The following is an 18,952-nucleotide window of genomic DNA, read 5'->3' as shown; positions in this document are numbered from 1 at the left end:
CATGTGATTGCAGGACACTCTTGGTGCAAGGGACAAGGGCCGGTCGGAAGCCTCTCCGACCGGCCCTTACTTGTGCCCCGCGATCAGTACCAGCCGACTGACTGCGAGTGTCCCCAGGCGTTGCACGGCGAGCCGTAACGCCCGGCGATGTAACCAAGGCCCCAACGCACCTGCGTGACGGCGTTAGTGGCCCAGTCGCCACCGGCTGACGCCATCTTGCTGCCCGGCAGCGCCTGCGGGATACCGGTTGCGCCGCTGGAACCGTTGTAGGCGGCGTAGTTCCAGCCAGACTCCTTGTTCCACAGCGACACGAGGCACGAGAACTCACCGTCACCCCAGCCGTACTGCGACGCCATGATGTCACGGGCAGCGGCCTGCGCCGCACCCGGGGAGTTGTCACCGGTCGAAGCGACCGGACCGGATACGGCCGGAGCAGCAGCGGCAGCGGCTCGGCGCGCCTCCTCGGCTGCGACGCGCGCGGCCTCTTCAGCCGCGGCCTTGGCGGCGGCTTCCTCCGCAGCCCGGCGCGCCTCTTCGGCGGCGACGGCAGCAGCGAGTCGCTCACGCAGTGCGTCGATGTCCGCCTGCGCATCGGCAACAGCATCCGTCACCGCGGAGGTGAGCGAGGGCAGCAGCACGACCGGCAGAAGATCCAGGCCCTCGAGGTCGGCGGTTGCCACGTCCACCGCCGATACCGACACGACTGTCGGAGCTTCGACCGTCAGCCCGGATGCCGCAACCTCCTCGTTCAGAGCATCGGCGTCAGCAACCACCGTCGCGGCGGCGGCAAGAGCCGCCTCGGCATCCGAGGTCAGGGACTGAACAGAGGATGCCTCCGTCTGGATGGATGCGGGAAGCGGGGGCGCTTCACCGCCGAGTGTCGACGCACTCGCGGGGGCGGGTGTGTCCGCGAATGCGGCCGTCGATGAGGCACCCAGCAGCAGGGTCACACCCATGGCAGCTGCAGTCAGAGCACGGGCACGAGGGCGGGAGAGGAAAGGAGTTGACGATGAGCGTTGACGCACGAATTCAGTGGCTTCCTGATCGGAGAATCAAGCGGGCAGCACCAGTGGGCCCGGAAAGAGAGTGCCTCGGGACGGCACACAAGTTTCCGAGTCTGGGTGCTGATCCTGAACGAAAGCTCCACGAAGCCTGACCGAATCATGCGTCAGCTGTGAATCACAAAAAGATAACGGCGAGGTCTTCCCTTCCGTTACCTCACCGTTATAGAGTGCTTGCACGGTAGTTGTTTTGCTGTGGCAGCTACCGGCATGTGATTGCAGGACACTCTTGGTGCAAGGGACAAGGGCCGGTCGGAAGCCTCTCCGACCGGCCCTTACTTGTGCCTGCGCGACGCCCCGGCGCCAGCTCAGTCAGCGACGCACGAGCCGCCCGACAGCGCCGAGCAGGGCAAGCAGTACGGATGCCGCCACGACAAGGCTGAACGCGACCGCGGCGCCCCCGGTCGCGGCTCCGGCGCCACCGGCCGCGGTACCGATGCCGACACCCAACACCACCCCACTGCCGGTGAGTGTCATGAGAACTCCCGCCCGGCCGCGCTCGACGATGGAGCCCGCGACGCCGTAGAGCGTGAGCAGCGCCGGCCCCTGGAAGGCGCCGGCGAACACCGCGAACAGCAGCACGATCGGGACGGTCGGGGCAAGGGTCATGCCGACGCCACCGAGCGCCATGCCGACGGCTGCGCCGATCCATCGCGTCCAGGGCCCGATCGAGGGCGGGAGGGCGACCATCGCCAACGTCGTGACCGCTGAACCGACTGCCATCACGGCATAGAAGAGCGCACCCGCATCAGGCATCCCCTGAGCCTGCGCGAACGCCGTGAGCCCCGCCTGGCTCGCCCCGAAGAACACGCCCATCGCGAGCATGCCTCCGAGCACGAGGGCCGCCATCGCCCAGCGAGCGCGGCCAGGTTCTGCCACCTCTACGGCTTCGGCATCCGGCTTCGTGTCGCGGCGCGGCACCAGTGCGGCGGTGCGGTGGAGAGCGAACTGCGTCACGAACACCGCGATCAGCGCTGCCGCCGCCAGCAGCGAGACCTGCGGGGACAGCGCCACCGCGACGATCCCCACCAGCGCCGGACCGATGATGTAGACGACCTCATCGACGACGCCCTCGAACGCGAACGCCGCCGAGACGTCTTCGCGCGACATCGCGAGCCAGCGCACCCGCGAGAGAGGTCCGACCTGCGGCAGGGAGAGACCAGCCAATCCCGCGAGCGCGACAGCGACACCGTCGGGCACGTTCCCGATGGTGAGGACGAAGGCCACGGCGGATGCGACATTGACGACGACGCCGATCATGAGGACGCGGCGCTGACCCCACCGGTCAGAGAGGGCGCCGCCGACGGGGGCTCCGACCGCTTCCCCGAGCGCCGTCGCGGCGGCGGCGACTCCTCCGACCGCGATTGAACCGGTCGCCGAGGTCGCGAGGGTCAGGATGGCAAGCGGCACCATGGACACCGGGAGGCGTCCGAATGACGTCGCAATGAGATAGCCCCAGCCGGCGAGAGATGGCAGGGCGCGGTAGGCGGCAAGGGCAGAACGCCCCGACGACGGATCGGTCACAGACGGAATCTCTTTCCGACGCATCCCCCGACCCGGATGACGTCGCCCGCCCGCTGATGAACTGTTGTGGGTCGGACTCTATCAGCGGAGGATTTCGTCCATGTTGCCCTGAACCCCGGCGCGGAGCGAATCAGACTCCGCCGCCGCCACCACCGCCGCCACCACCGCCGGCGCTCCCGCCACCGCTGGAACCACCCGAGGTGGACGAGGTGGTCGTCGTCGAGAGGGTGGAGATGCCCGAAGAGAACGCCGCTGCGTTGAATCCCGCCGTGCCGACGTACCAGCCGGGAACACCGGTCTGGTCATACAGCACAGCGAGATGCTCTGCCCATTCCTCCTCCTGGCCGAAGACCACGGCATACGGCAACAAGGTCTCGTAGATCCGCAGCATCTGACGAGGATTCGCGGGATCCACACGCGCGCCGGCCTCGTCCACAGCGAACCGCTCGGCACCCTGCGGCGACTGCAGCATCCGGATCCGGTCAGCCTCGGCCCACTCGATGAACATCCGCAGGCCCTTCAGATGATCGCGGGTCTCGGCGCCGGCAGCGGTCAGAGGCTTCCGGGACACGAGGAGTGCGACCACGAAGATCATGACGAACGCCGGAATCATGAGGAGCACAGGGATGGTAGCGTCCACGAACGCGCCGAGCGCGAGGAACCCGAACACGATCGTCAGGATGCCGAACACGATCGACCCGAACATCGGCCAGAACCGCGAGCCGCTGGGAACCGCACGCCGAAGTCCTCGGGTGTCGAGTTCCCGTTCGGCGGCCTTGATGATGCGGCGCGCAGCGGAAGAGAGCCGCGTGTCGTTCGATCCGAACTCGTACTCCTCGCCGGGTGTCATGTGCGGGAACAGTCCCTGGAGCAGCAGGAAGCCGTCACCGTCAGCGCGCGAGGGATCCAGCAGCACCGCCTTGAGCTTCAGACCGCCGAAGAGCTTGCGGCCGGCTTCCTCGATCCGAATGCTGCCGACGACCGCCTGTTCGAGCACTTCAGCCGGGATCGCCTTGGTCGTCTTTCCCAGCAGCACCGCGCTTTCCAGCGCGTCGATCCGCGGCGGCGGGTTGAACTCGGCGATGATCGTCGGCCGCCCGGGCTCGTCGCGCAGCATCCTGGTCCGGAAGACGATCGCCCATACGAACGAACCGATCACGCCGAGAAACGCGAGAGCCTGCAGCCATCCGAACGGCGACGCGACGTACGAGCTGTCGAAGGACGCAAAGGTGTCGGCGTCGAAGGCCACGGCGATCGTAACGGTCTCGTAGGCCAGCACGTCGGCGGCGGATGCCGTGACTGTCACGCCGCCGTCGGCATCCGTCGTCGAGGCGATCGGGCACTGGTCGGTAGCGCCTGCCGCACCGACGTAACAGGACTCCGCCCCCGTGAGTGCGGATGCGAGTTCTGCCGGCACATGCAGCGTCGCCGAGACCGACCCGAAGGGCTGGGCCCAGTCGACACCATTGACGTTCCAGTAGAGCTCGTCCACCCCGGTGTCGTCGAAGAAGCGGGCGACGTTCTCGAGCGTGTAGGTGAAGACGTAGGTCTGCGCGCCACGCACGTAGTCGTCGGCGCGCGAGGTCATGACGTAGACCCCGTCCTCGCTCTCGACCTCGGCGGGCCGCGGGGCTCCCTCGGCGTCGGTGATCGACACGAGCTGAGGGTGCAGCGGGGCACCAAGGTACGAGTCGGGCAGGATGCGGCGCATCCCGCGGTTCTGGTCGTACTCCGGGAAGACCGCGACGAATGTCTCGACGACGGTCATCGTGCTGGTTCCATCGTCCGCACGGCCCAGGGTGTAGTCGGCAGCCATGCTCTCGAAGACGAAGTCGTTGACGTCTGTCGACACAGCGGCAGCCTCGTCGCCGAACGACACGCTCACCGAACACGCGACCAGGGCGACGAGAGCAAGGGCGGCGGCCGCGGCGGCGCCGACGGCCCGCCGCGTCAGGATCCGAGCTGACATGTGATCAGCCTACGGGCGCCGGCATGGTCGTACTCTGGTGTGCATGACGGACCGGCGACTGGCGATCGACGCCTGGGAGAGTCTGTTCCGCGCGCAACACGAAGTGCTAGCCGAGATCAGTGGCGACTTCATCGTCGGCGAACTGACGCAGGGCGAGTACGACGTCCTGCTCACCGTCACCCGCGCGCCGGGGATGTCGGCGCGCCTGCGCGATGTGACATCCAACATGCTGATCAGCCAGCCGAGTGTCTCGCGCCTGGTCGACAGGATGGTCGCCTCGGGGTTGCTGACCAAGTGCTCGGATCCGGACGACGGCCGCGGCGCGGTGGTCACCGCGACCGATCGGGGTGCCGGTCTCTTTCGCAAGGTCGCCTCAGCTCACGGCAGGTCCATCGCCGAACGGATGTCAACCCTGAGCGACACCGAACTCGAACAGCTCCGCACGCTCACCTCGAAGCTCCGCGGCCCCCGCGCGTCAGACTGCTGAAGCCTGCATCCGGGCCGAACGCAGGACGAGACCCGGAGTCTCGACTCTCTTCTAGACCTCGGCGCCAGTTCATCCTGCAAACGGCGCGGCAGGCGATCCCGGGCGTGATCCGCTACCAACGGTTGTGGACGTGTTCTGCCCACCCCTCGACACCGTCGAACGGGATGACTTCGCCGCCAGCCGTCGTGAAAGCCCCTGACCACACGCCGAAGCACTGATCCGTCGCCGCCGCAATGATGCCGAGGTTCGTTCGCGCGACACGGTCATAGAACGGGACGAATCGGGCGTCAAGACCGCCGCCGCGCACTGACCACGGACGCAGGAAGTCTGCCTGGTCGTACTCCCAGGTCAGGTCCTCGTGAATCTTGTGCATCCGTCCATCAATGAAAAACGCGTTCTCGGTGGCGCCGGTGCCGTCGGTCCACTTTCCGCCGACCTGGATCCCGATCACGCTGCCCTGGTAGCGGCCCGATCCCGCGCCCCAGTTCCAGGTGATGTCGTACGGCCATCGCCCGCGACCGTGGTCCAGCACCGCCCACGACTCGCCAGCCGGCAGGTCGTACACCGTGCCGTCGACCGTCACCGTGCCACGTGCGGGACGCGCGACATCCTTGACCGTGTATTGGAAGCGCCGCTTAGTCCAGGGCACGACGACGGCCAGACTTTCGTGCCCCGCAGGCTTCTCGGCGAGAACATCGACGGATGCGCGTGGGACCTCGACTCGCATCCGAACGCCGTCTGGCTCCTCCGTGACCTCGATCCGAAGATCCTTGGCCCGGGCAGAAGCGGGACCCTGACCCAGCGTTGGCGGCAGGCTGACCCCGCGAGCGGGAAGCACGGTGGCCGCGCGATGGACAGCCTCGCGGGTGTCGCGATTGAAGATCCACACCTCGTGCACCGCGGCGTAGTCGATGGCTGACACGGTGAGACCCACGATGTATCGCGGCGTCATGATGTTCCAGTACTCCCAGCGCTTATTGCGCCCCCAGAACCGGCGCGGCCCAATCCCGCCGGTCCGGATCAGTGGGGAGCGCGCCCAGCCGAGAGCCGCGGGGTTCAGGCGACCGTCGGGAAGGGTGAGCTCGACCGGAGCCGTGATCTCACTGCGAGAGTCTTGTTTGGGGAAACGAGTCGTCGTCGACACGCGCTCCAGCCTAGATGCGGGACTATTCATCCTCGCGCCCGAGCGAGCACGCAGAAGCCCCCGGTCCGTTCTCGGGCCGGGGGCTTCTGGAGAGCAGGTCAGGCGCTGGCGCCGGCCTCCTGGATCTCACTGTGGGACTCGTCGACCGTGATCGTCGAGGGCGCGTCGGTCGCGATGTCAATCTTGCGCGGCTTGGCCTTGGGGCTCACCGGAATCGTGACCGTCAGCACGCCGTGCGCGTAGCTGGCGGCGATGCCTTCGGTGTCGATCCCCTGACCGAGGCTCAGCTGACGCAGGAAGCTGCCGGCCTCACGCTCGCGCGTGATCCACTTGACGCCTTCCTGCGACGTCAGTGTGCGCTCGGCGCGGATCGTCAGCAGCTGACCGTCGACATCCACGTCGACCGAGCCCGGGTCGATGCCCGGAAGGTCGGCCGAGAGGACGTAGTGGTCGCCGTCACGGTAGAGGTCCATCGGCATCTGGCGCGGTCCGCGCCGGTTGCCGTCGAAGAGTGCGTTCGCGAATCGCTCCATCTCGCGGAGCGGGTCATAGTTTGCCATCTCGTCTCCTTCATGAGCGGGGCCGGATGCGGCATCCGACCGAGTTCTAGAAGTTGAGTCACCTCGACTCAACTGATCTCAGATTAGCACTCTCACCATTCGAGTGCCAGATATCCGAGCGCACGAGAGGCTCGCTCTCGGCGAACACGAAGAACGTCTCAGCGGAACGCGGGAATGCCCGTGATCGCCTGCCCGAGCACGAGGGTGTGCATCTCGACGGTGCCCTCATATGTCAGCACTGATTCGAGGTTCGCGGCGTGACGGATGACGGGGTACTCGAGGGAGATTCCGTTTGCGCCGAGGATCGTGCGGGCGGTGCGGCAGATCTCCAGCGCCTCCCGTACATTGTTGAGCTTGCCCAGGCTCACCTGCTGCGGAGTCAGCGCGCCGGCATCCTTGCGGCGACCAAGGTGGAGCGCGAGAAGCAGACCTTTCGAGTACTCCACCACGCTGTCGACGAGCTTCTGCTGCGTCAGCTGAAAGGCGGCGATCGGTTTGCCGAACTGCGTCCGTTCCGCGGCGTAGGTCAGGGCGGCGGTCAGTGCCGATCGCGCTGCACCCAGCGCGCCCCAGGCGATACCGTATCGCGCCTCGTTCAGACAGCTGAGCGGACCCCGAAGTCCCTGGACCTCCGGGAGCACGGCATCCGCGGGCAGGCGCACCGCATCCAGCACCAGTTCGGAAGTCACGGATGCGCGCAGCGACAGCTTGTGCTGGATCTGCGGCGCTGAGAACCCCGCGGAGTCAGTCGGAACCAGAAACCCCCGGATGCCACCCTCGGTCTGCGCCCAAACGACAGCGACATCCGCGACCGACCCATTTGTGATCCACATCTTGCGACCCTCGAGCACCCAATCGTCACCATCGCGTCGGGCTCGCGTTCGCATGCTCGCGGGGTCGGACCCGGCATCCGGTTCGGTCAGACCGAAGCATCCGACGATCTCCCCCGCCGCCATCCCGGGCAGCCACTGATTCTTCTGCTCTTCGCTCCCCCACCGCCAGATCGCGTACATCGCGAGCGACCCCTGCACCGAGACGAGCGAACGGATGCCAGAGTCCGCAGCCTCGAGCTCGAGGCATGCCAGGCCGTACTCGGTGGCCGACATAGCCGCGCACCCGTATCCCTCGAGGTGCATGCCGAGCACCCCGAGCTGACCGAGGTCTTTCGCGAGGCCCCGCAGATCATCGATCTCGCCCCGCTCGAACCAGTCACCGACGTGCGGAATCACGCGCCGCTCGACGAAGGCGCGGACCGCATCACGCGTGGCGCGCTCGTCGTCGCTGAGCAGCGCGTCGATGTCGGCGACGTCGATCACGTCATCACTGGATGCCACGGGCTTCTCCTTGGGGCAGGTCACTCGCGCGACCGGTCGGATCGGGGCCGGCAAGCCACCGGCGGATCTCGTCACCGTGCTCATCGAGCCGCGGCGGGCGTTCGTACCCGCGGATCGGTGTCCGCGTGAACCGCAACGGAGATCGAATCTGGTCGGTACCGCCTTCGACCGGCACCCGAGGCTCAAGGCCGAGCCGCTCTGCCAGAGCGAAGCCGTCGGCGACGCTGCCGATCGTGCCGGCCGGCACCCCGGCATCCATCAGCCGCGTCGTCCACGATGCCGCGGCGTCGGCTTGCAGGCGCGCCTCGAGTGCTGCCGCCAGTTCATCCCGGTGGGCAACGCGCTGCGCGTTGGTGACGAAGCGCGGATCGGTCGCCAGGTCGGGGGCTCCCACAACCTCGCACAGCCGCGCGAACTGCCGGTCGTTTCCTACGGCGAGCGCGAGAACGCCGTCGCCGGTGTCGAGAGCTTCGTAGGGCGCGATCGACGGATGCCGATTACCGAGCGAGCGCGGAGAGTGGCCCGTCGCGAGGAACCCCGAGGCCTGGTTCACCAGCGCCGCGAGCAGGCTCGAGAGAAGAGCGACCTCGACGTGCTGCCCGAGCCCGCTCCGGGAACGCTCGTGCAGGGCAGCGAGGATGGCGACCGTGGCATCCTTAGCCGTCAGCACATCGACGATCGCAACGCCGACCTTGGATGGGGATCCGGGCGGCCCGGTGATGTCCATGAGACCGCCCACCGCTTGCACGAGAAAGTCGTAGCCAGCCGCGTGGGCGCCGGCCTTGCTACCGAACCCCGTGATCGACGCATAGACGATGGCGGGATTGCGCGCACGCGCACTCTCGTAGTCGAGCCCGAACCGCTCGAGGGTGCCGGGCAAGAAATTCTCGACGACGACGTCTGCGCGTGAGACCAGTCGGCACGCCAGGTCGAGATCCGCGGGGTCGCCGAAGTCGAGCGCGATGGAGCGCTTCCCGCGGTTGGCCGACTCGAAGTAGGAGGAGGAGTTAGCGGTCCACGGCGGGCCCCACCGCCGAGTATCGTCTCCGGATCCGGCGCGCTCCACCTTGATCACGTCGGCACCGAGGTCGGCGAGAGTGGATGCCGCCAACGGTCCTGCGAGCACGCGACTGAAGTCGGCGACGACGACGCCGTCCAGGGGCATCGGACCAGGCATCCGCTTCCTCGCTCTTCCCGGTGAGAGTGAGACAACCCTACCGAGGGAGTTCCCTGGACGTCGGGAAACGAAGAAGGTCCCCGAGCCGTAGGGCTCAGGGACCTCATCACTGTCTCAACACAGTGCGCGCCCGAAGGGACTCGAACCCCTAACCTTCTGATCCGTAGTCAGATGCTCTATCCATTGAGCTACGGGCGCATGGTCCGCTCATTTCCGCGAGCAAACCAGCGTCCAGATTACCCCACGAATGCCTCAGACAGCGAATCGCGGGAGACCGCACCGAGACTCACCCTCCCTCGGGTCTCTCACCGTCGGGAACCGGACCGGAGTCGTCGGTATCAACGATCGGCGCCGCCGCCGCCGGGCTGCTCAGTCTGCGCTGGTGCGATGCGAGGCGCGGCAGGTCGATGAGCCTGATCGACTGCATCCGCGCTGCGCGCATCGACGCGTAGTCGGGATCCAGATCCGGTCGCATCGCCTCAACGATCAGGCGCCGCTCGAGGTTCGATTCGACATCGCCCCACGCGGCATCGCGCGCTTGCTCGATCAGCTGCTCGAGTGCCGCGTCGTCGGTTGCCCTCTCACGGAGCTCCTTGGCAACCCCCGTGTACTGTCGGGCGCGCCGCCGCAGATTCCGGGAGTCACGCCCTCGGTAGTCGTGCGTCCCGCTCGGGTCGGATTGCCTCCCCCACGCGCGGCGCCAGTCGGCCCGGGCGCGATCTGCAGCTGCCGACTGCTCATCGGCGAGCGCTTCGAGAGTCTGCCGGGCGAACGGCTTCACGGCGTCAACCGAGAAGGCGCTGTCGTTGCGAATCGCGTCGACCAGAATCCGGTTTCGGATGCTCAGACGCGCCGCCGCGATGGCGATGATGACGCCCTCAGCGATCGCATCGGCCGTCCTGCCCATCCGCAACCTCCTGGGTAGAGGGTATCGGGGCATGAGAGCGGGCGCCGACCCATGGCCGGCGCCCGCGAGGGTGATGGGATCAGATTCAGGCGCGCTTGGCGTACCTGGCGTCACCGAAGCCGAGGATGAGGTATCCGATGAAGGGGAAGAGGAACAGCAGGAAGAAGGAGAACGCGCCCCCCTTGCCGAAGTTCTCACCGACCTTGATCGCCACGATGATGGCCAGCACCACGTTGGCGATGGGGATGAAGTAGAGCAGCCCGAGCCAAGCTGAGTATCCGGCGATCTTCACGAGGATGAACATGTTCACGATCGGGATGATCGCCAGGATGCCGGGCCACCCCGCCTTTGCGAAGACCCGCCACAGGGCAACGACGACGATGACGTAGATCACCAGCCCGAAGATCGACGTCGTCCACAGGGACGACACACTGGCCTGGTCGGTGATGGAGGTTGCGAGCATGGCCACAGCCTAGGGCGAAAGCGACCCGCTCTTCCAGCTAACTCTCAGGAAACCGCGGCGATCCGCCACGACGCCTTGTGCGCGTCACCCGGTGCGATCACACCGAGCCCCGTGTCGAACGGGTAGCGGTCATCGTTGAAGGCATCCGGGGCGCAGGTCATCGGTTCGACAGCGAGGCCCGCTCGGTGACCCGGCGCTTCCGGCCCGCCGGGCTGGTCGGCCGTGTGGACCTGAACCCACGGGCACCGCGAGTCCCATGTGATCGCTGCACCCACACCCTGCGCATCGGTCACCCGCGCCGTCACGAGTCCGTCGCGGTCCCGCACGAGATCCGTGTAGGCGTGGTCGATCATCACAGCGCCGAGGGTTCTCGGCTCACGGAAGTCAAAGCGTTCGGCATCCGCTGTCACCGGCTGGAGCCCGACTGGCGAGAGCCGGTCGGGGGTGACCGTGAGTACCTGAGCTGCCGGAAGCGTGAGAGTCCAGTCATCCAGGTCGCCCGGGGCGACGAGGTACGGATGCGGGCCCGTCCCCCAGGGCGCGAAGTCATGACTCAGGTTGGTCGCCTTCACCCGCTGGGTGAGGCCGTCAGCACCGAGAGCGAAGGTCGTCTCGACACGAATACGCCACGGATACCCCTGCTGCGGTTCGATCGTGGCTCCGAGGGTCACCCAGCTCTCGGCGGTCTCGACCGGCGTGAAATCCAGCCACGATGCGAGGCCGTGCAGGGCCTGGCCGCGCCCCGGTTCGGTCAGCGCGACCTCGTAGGAGCGCCCGCGGAACGCGTAGCGGCCATCCACGATGCGATTGGGCCAGGGCGCAAGCGTCGCTCCACGGAAGAAGGGCCGCACAATGTCGGGCTCGAAAGGGACGACAAGGTCCCGGCCACGGTACGTGAGGCTCCGAAGGGTTGCACCGACGCTTGCGATCGTTGCCTCGTAGTCGCCAGCGGTGATCATGTACTGCGTTCCGGATGCCGGGATCACGGCCGAAGACTCATCGTTCATATCGCCAGTCTGCCTGACGCCGGCAGCTACCGCCTCGGGCACATCGACCGCGCTCACAGACCCTGGGCGAGGCGGTAGTAAGCCTGGTTCCAACGAACTTCCTTCTGGAAGCCACGCACCGTGGTGTCTTCGTCGATGACGAGCAGCTCTGTCTCGGCAAGTTCGGCGAAGTCGCGGAACACCTCGATGCCGACAGCTGTGGACATCACGGTGTGGTGGGCGGCTCCCGCCGTCAGCCAGCACGCCGCCGAAGTGGCGAAGTCGGGCGCCGGCTTCCAGATGGCCCGCCCGACGGGGAGCTTGGGAAGATCGGGCGCTGCGACGTTCTGGACGACATTGGCGACCAGGCGGAACCTGTCGCGCATGTCGCTCATCGCGACGACGACGGCGGGGCCGGGGTCGGCAGTGAAGACCAGGCGCACCGGGTCGTCCTTGCCGCCGATGCCCAGCGGGTGGATCTCCAGGCTGGCCTTCTGGCTCGACAGGGTCGGAGCGACCTCGAGCATGTGCGCACCCAGGATTTTCTCGTCGCCGGGGACGAGGTCGTAGGTGTAGTCCTCCATGAGGCTTGCGCCGCCGGGAAGCCCCTCGCCCATCACGTTCGCGACGTGCACGAGGATCGCGGTCTTCCAGTCGCCCTCGGCGCCGAATCCGTATCCCTCGGCCATGAGGCGCTGGACGGCAAGACCGGGCAGCTGCTTGAGCGCACCGAGATCTTCGAAGCTCGTCGTGAAGGCGCCGAAACCGCCGGCCTCCAGGAACGAGCGCAGCCCGACCTCGATCGCCGCCCCGTCACGCAGCGACTGGTGGCGCTCCCCGTCGCGGCGCAGTTCAGGGACGATCTCATAGAGCTCTTCGTACTCGTCGATGAGGGCGTCGATCTGCGCGTCGGATGCGGCAGCCACGGCATCCGCGAGTTCATTGACGCCCCACGTGTTGACCTGCACGCCGAAGCGGATCTCAGCCTCGGTCTTGTCACCCTCGGTGACGGCGACGTAGCGCATGTTGTCTCCGAAGCGCGCGAGCTTCAGCGAACGCGCGGCGGCAAGGCCGGCGGCTGCGCGCTGCCACGTCTCGATCTGACCGCGAACTGCCGGGTTCGACACGTGCCCGACGACGGTCTTGCGAGGAACGCCCAGGCGAGTCTGGATGTACCCGAACTCCCGGTCGCCGTGGGCAGCCTGGTTGAGGTTCATGAAATCGAAGTCGATCTCGCTCCACGGCAGCTCGACGTTGGCCTGCGTGTGCAGGTGCAAGAGTGGCTTCTGCAGCGCATCGAGCCCGCCGATCCACATCTTGGCGGGGCTGAAGGTGTGCATCCACGCGATGATCCCGATGACCTCGTCACGGGCGTTCACCTCGAGTGCCAGGCGACGGATGCTGTCGGCATCCTTCAGTACGGGCTTCCAGACGACGCGGATGGGCAGCTCCGAGAGCCCTGCAGCAACAGCCTGGGACTGCTCGGCGACCTGGCGGAGAGTCTCTTCGCCGTAGAGGTTCTGACTGCCGGTGACGAACCAGACCTCGCGGGTCGCGAAGGTGTTGAGAGAAGTCATGAGGGTCTTTCTTCGATGAGGTGGGGATCTAGAGTGCGGTGACTGCAGCGCGCTCAGCGGCAAGACCGGCGCGGTAGCTGTCGAGGTAGGAGGCGTAGCCCGCGACGTCGGCGGGGTCGGGAACAACGGTGGCGAACTCGGCGTCCGCGAACGCGACGGCGTCGAGGTATGCGGCGAGCGAGGCGTCTGTGGCACCCGTGTGGCGGGCTGCGGCGTAGGCGGCAAGAACCGCGATGCCCCACGCTCCGCCCTCCGAGGCATGACGTTCGACCGAGACAGCGGTGTCGAGAGCTGCGGCCAGCACCCGCTGCGCGACGCCGGCAGTGCGGAAGATCCCGCCGTGGGCCAGCATCCGGTCGACTGCCACACCCTCGTCATCGAGCACTCGCATTCCGAGACTCAACGTCGCAAAGACGCCGGCCAGCTGCGAGCGCACGAAGTTTGCGAGGGTCAGCTGACTGTCGGGGGTGCGGATGACCAGGGGTCGCCCCTCGTCGAGGCCCGCGATGGGCTCTCCGGACAGGTGGTTGTACGAGAGGATGCCGCCGGCATCCGGTGCGGCGGTGAGCGCCTCCGTGAACAGGGCTTCGTACACCGAGTCCGGTGGAAGCGGGGACCCGATGAGGTCCGCGAAACGCTGGAAGACACCGACCCACGCGGCAAGCTCCGAGGCGCCGTTGTTGCAGTGCACCATCGCGACCGGGTCACCGGCGGGGGTCGTGACGATGTCGAGCTCGTCATGCGCTGCCGACAAAGCGCGCTCGAGCACGATCATCGCGAAGATGCTTGTGCCGGCGCTGACGTTTCCGGTGCGCGGAGCGACGGCGTTGGTGGCGACCATCCCCGTGCCGGCATCACCCTCGGGAGGGCAGAACAGCGCGCCGGGCCTGAGCGCACCGGTCGGGTCGAGTAGCGCGGCCCCCTCGGCGCTGAGCTCGCCTGCGTCGGCGCCCGCCGACAGGACTGTGGGAAGCACCTCGAGCAGGGGCCGGGGCGCGGCATCGGCCGCCAGCTCATCGAAGCGCACCGCGAGCTCGGCGTCATAGCCACCGGTGGCAGGATCGATCGGGAACATGCCCGACGCGTCGCCGACACCGAGCACGCGGCTGCCGGTCAGGGCGGTATGCACGTAGCCCGCGAGCGTCGTGAGATGGTCGATGGCGCCGACGTGAGGTTCGGCATCCAACATCGCCTGCCGGTAGTGGGCGATCGACCAACGCAGCGGAATGTTCACACCGAACAGGTCGCTGAGCTCACCCGCCGCAGCACCCGTGCTGGTGTTGCGCCACGTTCGGAAGGGCACGAGCAACTGGTCGTGCGCGTCGAAGGCCAGGTATCCGTGCATCATGGCCGAGATCCCGATGCTCGCGAGGGACTCGATCGCCATCCCGTAGTCCTGCTGCACCCGGATGCCGAGAGCGGCATATGCCGCCTGGATGCCCGTCCACACCTCCTCGAGCGAGTAGGTCCACACCCGGTCGACGTAGCTGTTCTCCCACTCGTGGCTCCCGACCGCGAGCACCTGTCCGGTCTCGGCGATCAGGCAGGCCTTGATGCGGGTCGAACCCAGCTCGATGCCCAGGCTCGCCTGCCCGCCAGCGATCGCAGCACGGGCTTCGTCAGTGCTCAGGGCGTTCATCGGCGGTCGTCCGTCGACTGGCCGTACACGTTCTGGTAGCGGTTGTAGAGGCTGTCGATCGCTTCCTGCGGAATCGGGATGACCGGCCCCGCCTGCTTCGCGATGTGCACGGTGCGGGCGACGTCTTCGAGCATGACGGCTGCCTTCACGGCATCCTTCGCGCTCGACCCGATGGTGAAGGGACCGTGGTTCTGCATGAGGACCCCGCGCGAGCGGTGACCGCGCAGCGTCTCGACGATGCCGCGGCCGATCGAGTCGTCACCGATGATCGCGAACGGACCGACCGGGATGGGGCCACCGAACTCGTCTGCCATCGCCGTGATCACGCACGGGATCTCTTCGCCGCGCGCAGCCCACGCGACGGCGTAGGTCGAGTGGGTGTGGACGACGCCGCCGACCTCGGGCATGTGTCGGTAAACGTAGGCGTGAGCAGCCGTGTCGCTCGACGGCGAGCGCTCACTTCCCTCGCTGCCGGGGATGACGTTGCCGTCGAGGTCGCAGAGGATCATGTTCTCGGGGGCCAGATCGTCGTACGACACACCCGAGGGCTTGATCACGAAGAGGTCAGCGCCAGGAACGCGACCCGAGACGTTGCCTCCGGTCCAGACGATCAGGCCGTACCGCACAAGCTCGGAGTGCAATGCCGCGACATCGGCGCGCAGGCGGGCGATCGCCTCACTGACAGCACTGTCGAATTCGGTCATCAATGAATCCTTCCGAGACACCCTCGTCGTCGCGCATGTCTGCGCCGACCAGCCACCCTTGGAATGTTACCGGTAACACTTCGCTTCCGCCAGCGCTCACCCCTCGAAGCCCTTCTGGGCGGTGATATCAGGCAGTCGAGGCTGCGCTCGAGGAGCGGACGATGAGCTGAGCGGGCGCCGACGGCAGCGAAACACCGCCCACGACAGCGGCGACGCAGCGACGCGCATCTCCGAGGACATCGACGCGAACTGTCGTGAGTGCCGGCGCATAGAACTCCGCATCCGGGTTGTCATCGAAGCCGACGACCGCGAGATCTTCGGGAACCCGCACGCCCCTCGCGGCGAGGCCCGCCATGAGTCCCAACGCCATCTGATCGTTCGCGGCAAGGACCGCGGTCACCTCGCCCGCCCGCGCCGCCGCGGCGACCTCCGGCGCTCGGACCGCGCCGGATCGAGCCGACCAGTCACCGCGCCATTGACGGGCAACGGAGAGGCCCGCCGCATCGAGCGCGTCAGAGGCGCCTTGCGCACGGGCTGTCTCTTCGAGCCAGTCGACCGGTCCTCCCAGCCGCCCTATACGTCGGTGGCCCAGCTCGGTGAGATGCGCCGCGGCCAGAGCCGCACCCTCGCGTTGCGCCCTCGCGCCGGCGTCGGCGTGCAGCGCGGCGATCGGGACACCCAGTCCCCGCTCGCGCAGCGCCGAGACCATGCGCTCGTGCGGGGCGACGAGCACGAGCCCGTCGATGCCCTGAGCGAGGACATGGGCGATCGCTCTGTCGATCGCTTCCGGGTCACCGGCATCGGCATAGGCAGTGGCTATCCACAACCCGGCCTCGCGGGCGGCTTCGGCGAGCGCGGCGATTCCCACCGTGGGACCGTAGAGGGTGGCATCCGTGGCGATGACACCGATGGTGCGGGTGGATGCCGTACCGAGCGCCCGCGCGGCGTTGTTGACACGGTAGTCGAGGGTGCGCATGGCCTCGACGACGCGCGCCCGTGTCTCGGGGCGGATGTTGGGGTAGTCGTTGATGACCCGCGACACCGTCTGGGTCGACACCCCCGCAAGCCGAGCGACCTCGCGTACCCCGGCGGGGCGCGTCGGGCGGGTGGCATCGCTCATGGGGCCTCAGCGTACTGCCGCACCGGACGCGTCGAGGACGCAGGTCAGGGGATCAGAGCGCGGCGATGCGGGCCTTCAGTTGCGCCACGACCTCGGGGTCGACCTGACCGCCGGCAAAGGTCAGCACCGTGCTCACGGGCATGCCTTTCGCCATTCCGAGCATCGGATGGGTAGGCAGCTCGGGAACGAGTTCGTCGATGATCGCCCGCGCCTCCGGGTCGTCGAGCAACTGCCCGAGCGTGGTGGTGTTCAGATCGAACCTGCCGGCCATCGTTGTTCCTCCATCGGCGAGATGCGCATCCGGATGCGCGCGCTCTCAGCATCCCAGCGCGTGCTCTCGTCGGCAACAGTCAGCACCCTCGCGCGTGCTCACCGTGGAAGGTCAGATCGAGGAGAGGGCGCTTTCCTGCTGGTGCGCGACCAGTCGCGCATATGCGCCTCCCGAGGCGAGCAGGTCGGCGTGCGTGCCGCTTTCGACAATCCGTCCCGCCTCCACGACGTGGATGACGTCGGCTCCGACGATCGTGGAGATACGGTGCGCGATCGTCAGCGTCGTCCGCCCCTGGGCTGCCGTATCAAGTGCCTGCTGCACGGTTCTCTCCGAGACCGTGTCGAGCGCGCTGGTCGCCTCGTCCAACAGCAGGACCGGCGGGTTCTTCAGCAGCACCCGCGCGATAGCGATCCGTTGCTTCTCCCCGCCTGAGAGGCGGTAGCCACGCTCACCGACGACGGTGTCGTATCCATCGGGAAAGGACTCGATGACGTGGTGGATGTGCGCGCCGCGGCACGCGTGCTCGATCTCTTCCGGCGAGGCACCCGGCTTCGCGTACAGCAGGTTCTCTCGAATCGACGCGTGGAAGAGGTAGGTCTCTTGCGAAACGATCCCGACACCCTCGAGGAGGGACGCGCGGCGGAGATCGCGGACGTCGGCACCGGCGAAGAGCACGGCGCCCGACGAGGCCTCGTACATCCGTGGGGCGAGATAGAGGATCGTCGTCTTGCCGGCTCCGCTGGAACCGACGAACGCGATGTGCTGACCGGGCTCGGCGACGAACGAGACGCCCCGGAGGGTCGCAGCATCCTCTCCCGCCCCGGGGTAGCGGAACGACACATCACGGAACTCGACTCGACCGACCGGCCCGGGGGCATCGGCGACGTCGACCGCATCCGGCGAGTCGACGATCGCGGGTGTCAGATCCAGGTACTCGAAGATGCGGGCGAACAGGGCCATCGAGGTCTGCACATCGAGGGCGACGCGCATGAGCGCCATGAGCGGAAAGAGCAGGCGTCCCTGCACGGCGGTGAAGGCCACGATCGCGCCCGCCGTGATGTCGACACCGCCCGTGATGAAGAACCCGGCAAGCAGGTAGATGATGGCCGGTACCGCAGACATGATGACGCCCACGACCGCGAAGAAGCCCTGGCCACTCATGGCCTGCCGGATCTGCAGCGACACCTGACGGCTGGTCTCTTCGGCGTAGCGACCTGTCTCGTAATCCGAGCGGTTGAACGAACTCGTGAGCATGATGCCCGACACCGAGAGCGACTCCTGGGTCATGGCGGTGAGGGTCGACAGGGACTCCTGGGCCTGCGCGGCGATCCGGGCACGCACTTGCCCGACGCGGCGCTGGATCACCACGAGCACCGGAAGCATGACGATCGCCACGAGGGTCAGCCGCCAGTCGATGATGACCATCGCCACGAGCGACGCGATGACGGTGACACTGTTGCCGAGGATCGAGGTGAACGTGTTGGTCAGCACGCTCGCGACTCCTCCGACGTCGTTCTGGAGGCGGGACTGGATCACTCCCGTCTTCGTGCGTGTGAAGAACCCGAGCTCCATCGACTGGAGGTGCCGAAAGAGCCGAACCCGCAGATCACCGGTGACACGGTTGCCCACTGACGAGGTCAGCCACGTCTGGAGCACGTTCAGTCCCGCGGATGCCACGAACAGTCCGATCATGAGCGCGACGAGTTCGATCAGGAGCGGGATGTCGGGCGACCCGGATGCCGGGAACAGGGCGAGGTCGAAGACCTGCTCGACCAACAGCGCGGGCACGACGCCGAGCGCCGCGCTCAGGACGACGAGAACCGCGGTGACCGCGAGCCGCCCACGGTACGGCGAGAACAGCGCGACGATGCGGCGCCCGAGGTGAGGGATGTGGGGCGCCTCCGCGTTCCGCTCACGCTGCGTCCGTTCGTCGGCCCCTCGAGTGAGCCCCCCGCCGAAGCCTCCGCGCACCATGCTCATCCGCGCTCTCCCGTCCGACGTTTTCCATGTCTTAGTACATGTAAATCGT

The 18,952-nt window shown here is 67.2% G+C and carries 17 protein-coding genes and 1 tRNA gene; 1 reads left to right on the top strand and 17 read right to left on the bottom strand.

Translation table 11 applies throughout. From position 1 onward, the window contains the following. Positions 1 to 83: 83 nt before the first annotated feature. The 3 genes from LL236_RS09245 to LL236_RS09235 form a co-directional block, all read right to left on the bottom strand. Complete coding sequence (locus LL236_RS09245; RefSeq protein ID WP_228178455.1) at positions 84 to 956, bottom strand: hypothetical protein; 873 nt, start codon at positions 954 to 956, stop codon at positions 84 to 86. Between the two features lie 417 nt (positions 957 to 1,373). After that, the gene (locus LL236_RS09240) at positions 1,374 to 2,585 is read right to left on the bottom strand and encodes an MFS transporter (protein ID WP_228178454.1); all 1,212 of its coding nucleotides are present in this window, start codon (positions 2,583 to 2,585) and stop codon (positions 1,374 to 1,376) included. 130 nt (positions 2,586 to 2,715) lie between these two features. Next, entirely contained in the window at positions 2,716 to 4,554 is a 1,839-nt protein-coding gene (locus LL236_RS09235) for a DUF2207 domain-containing protein (protein WP_228178453.1), read from the bottom strand. Between the two features lie 43 nt (positions 4,555 to 4,597). On the opposite strand from LL236_RS09235, the gene LL236_RS09230 reads away from it, so the two are divergent. Then, entirely contained in the window at positions 4,598 to 5,041 is a 444-nt protein-coding gene (locus LL236_RS09230; protein WP_228178452.1) for a MarR family winged helix-turn-helix transcriptional regulator, read from the top strand. A 112-nt stretch (positions 5,042 to 5,153) separates the two neighbouring features. Here LL236_RS09230 and LL236_RS09225 read toward each other — a convergent pair whose 3' ends face one another. The 14 genes from LL236_RS09225 to LL236_RS09160 form a co-directional block, all read right to left on the bottom strand. Beyond that, the gene (locus tag LL236_RS09225; RefSeq protein ID WP_228178451.1) at positions 5,154 to 6,185 is read right to left on the bottom strand and encodes a DUF2804 domain-containing protein; all 1,032 of its coding nucleotides are present in this window, start codon (positions 6,183 to 6,185) and stop codon (positions 5,154 to 5,156) included. Positions 6,186 to 6,283: 98 nt separating this feature from the next. Beyond that, positions 6,284 to 6,745, bottom strand: a complete 462-nt coding sequence (locus tag LL236_RS09220; protein WP_228178450.1) for an Hsp20/alpha crystallin family protein — start codon at positions 6,743 to 6,745, stop codon at positions 6,284 to 6,286. Between the two features lie 158 nt (positions 6,746 to 6,903). Then, positions 6,904 to 8,079, bottom strand: a complete 1,176-nt coding sequence (locus LL236_RS09215; RefSeq protein WP_228178449.1) for an acyl-CoA dehydrogenase family protein — start codon at positions 8,077 to 8,079, stop codon at positions 6,904 to 6,906. Then, positions 8,066 to 9,256, bottom strand: coding sequence for a CaiB/BaiF CoA transferase family protein (locus tag LL236_RS09210; RefSeq protein ID WP_228178448.1), 1,191 nt, complete (start codon positions 9,254 to 9,256; stop codon positions 8,066 to 8,068). Before LL236_RS09210 ends, LL236_RS09215 begins: the two co-directional genes overlap by 14 nt. A gap of 125 nt (positions 9,257 to 9,381) precedes the next feature. Further along, positions 9,382 to 9,454: transfer RNA gene (locus LL236_RS09205), tRNA-Arg, on the bottom strand. 88 nt (positions 9,455 to 9,542) lie between these two features. Next, positions 9,543 to 10,163, bottom strand: coding sequence for an asparagine synthase (locus LL236_RS09200; protein WP_228178447.1), 621 nt, complete (start codon positions 10,161 to 10,163; stop codon positions 9,543 to 9,545). An 85-nt stretch (positions 10,164 to 10,248) separates the two neighbouring features. Then, a complete protein-coding gene (locus LL236_RS09195) occupies positions 10,249 to 10,626 on the bottom strand; it encodes a DUF5684 domain-containing protein (protein ID WP_228178446.1) in 378 nt (125 codons plus the stop codon). 44 nt (positions 10,627 to 10,670) lie between these two features. Further along, positions 10,671 to 11,633, bottom strand: a complete 963-nt coding sequence (locus tag LL236_RS09190; RefSeq protein ID WP_228178445.1) for an aldose 1-epimerase family protein — start codon at positions 11,631 to 11,633, stop codon at positions 10,671 to 10,673. A gap of 53 nt (positions 11,634 to 11,686) precedes the next feature. Next, positions 11,687 to 13,189 carry an L-arabinose isomerase gene (araA, locus tag LL236_RS09185; protein ID WP_228178444.1) on the bottom strand — a complete coding sequence of 501 codons (1,503 nt, stop codon included), beginning with the start codon at positions 13,187 to 13,189 and terminating at the stop codon, positions 11,687 to 11,689. A gap of 28 nt (positions 13,190 to 13,217) precedes the next feature. Continuing rightward, positions 13,218 to 14,828, bottom strand: a complete 1,611-nt coding sequence (locus LL236_RS09180) for a xylulokinase (protein WP_228178443.1) — start codon at positions 14,826 to 14,828, stop codon at positions 13,218 to 13,220. Next, positions 14,825 to 15,532 (bottom strand): L-ribulose-5-phosphate 4-epimerase, encoded by a 708-nt coding sequence (locus LL236_RS09175; protein WP_228178442.1) that lies wholly within the window; start codon positions 15,530 to 15,532, stop codon positions 14,825 to 14,827. Before LL236_RS09175 ends, LL236_RS09180 begins: the two co-directional genes overlap by 4 nt. 127 nt (positions 15,533 to 15,659) lie before the next feature. After that, positions 15,660 to 16,652 carry a LacI family DNA-binding transcriptional regulator gene (locus LL236_RS09170; RefSeq protein ID WP_228178441.1) on the bottom strand — a complete coding sequence of 331 codons (993 nt, stop codon included), beginning with the start codon at positions 16,650 to 16,652 and terminating at the stop codon, positions 15,660 to 15,662. A gap of 52 nt (positions 16,653 to 16,704) precedes the next feature. Next, positions 16,705 to 16,923, bottom strand: a complete 219-nt coding sequence (locus LL236_RS09165; RefSeq protein WP_228178440.1) for a hypothetical protein — start codon at positions 16,921 to 16,923, stop codon at positions 16,705 to 16,707. 111 nt (positions 16,924 to 17,034) lie between these two features. Further along, complete coding sequence (locus tag LL236_RS09160; RefSeq protein WP_228178439.1) at positions 17,035 to 18,903, bottom strand: ABC transporter ATP-binding protein; 1,869 nt, start codon at positions 18,901 to 18,903, stop codon at positions 17,035 to 17,037. Between the last annotated feature and the right edge of the window lie 49 nt (positions 18,904 to 18,952).

It is taken from the genome of Microbacterium schleiferi (genome assembly GCF_020781975.1).
Classification (GTDB): domain Bacteria; phylum Actinomycetota; class Actinomycetes; order Actinomycetales; family Microbacteriaceae; genus Microbacterium.
This window is presented reverse-complemented; position numbering and strand designations above follow the sequence as displayed.

Excerpts from the sequence above, each read along its gene's own strand:
- LL236_RS09245 (WP_228178455.1), bottom strand. The coding sequence starts at position 956 with ATGGGTGTGACCCTGCTGCTGGGTGCCTCATCGACGGCCGCATTCGCG.
- LL236_RS09235 (WP_228178453.1), bottom strand. The coding sequence starts at position 4,554 with ATGTCAGCTCGGATCCTGACGCGGCGGGCCGTCGGCGCCGCCGCGGCC.
- LL236_RS09230 (WP_228178452.1), top strand. The coding sequence starts at position 4,598 with ATGACGGACCGGCGACTGGCGATCGACGCCTGGGAGAGTCTGTTCCGC.
- LL236_RS09220 (WP_228178450.1), bottom strand. The coding sequence starts at position 6,745 with ATGGCAAACTATGACCCGCTCCGCGAGATGGAGCGATTCGCGAACGCA.
- LL236_RS09210 (WP_228178448.1), bottom strand. The coding sequence starts at position 9,256 with ATGCCTGGTCCGATGCCCCTGGACGGCGTCGTCGTCGCCGACTTCAGT.
- LL236_RS09200 (WP_228178447.1), bottom strand. The coding sequence starts at position 10,163 with ATGGGCAGGACGGCCGATGCGATCGCTGAGGGCGTCATCATCGCCATC.
- LL236_RS09195 (WP_228178446.1), bottom strand. The coding sequence starts at position 10,626 with ATGCTCGCAACCTCCATCACCGACCAGGCCAGTGTGTCGTCCCTGTGG.
- LL236_RS09190 (WP_228178445.1), bottom strand. The coding sequence starts at position 11,633 with ATGAACGATGAGTCTTCGGCCGTGATCCCGGCATCCGGAACGCAGTAC.
- araA (WP_228178444.1), bottom strand. The coding sequence starts at position 13,189 with ATGACTTCTCTCAACACCTTCGCGACCCGCGAGGTCTGGTTCGTCACC.
- LL236_RS09180 (WP_228178443.1), bottom strand. The coding sequence starts at position 14,828 with ATGAACGCCCTGAGCACTGACGAAGCCCGTGCTGCGATCGCTGGCGGG.
- LL236_RS09175 (WP_228178442.1), bottom strand. The coding sequence starts at position 15,532 with ATGACCGAATTCGACAGTGCTGTCAGTGAGGCGATCGCCCGCCTGCGC.
- LL236_RS09170 (WP_228178441.1), bottom strand. The coding sequence starts at position 16,652 with ATGAGCGATGCCACCCGCCCGACGCGCCCCGCCGGGGTACGCGAGGTC.
- LL236_RS09165 (WP_228178440.1), bottom strand. The coding sequence starts at position 16,923 with ATGGCCGGCAGGTTCGATCTGAACACCACCACGCTCGGGCAGTTGCTC.
- LL236_RS09160 (WP_228178439.1), bottom strand. The coding sequence starts at position 18,903 with ATGAGCATGGTGCGCGGAGGCTTCGGCGGGGGGCTCACTCGAGGGGCC.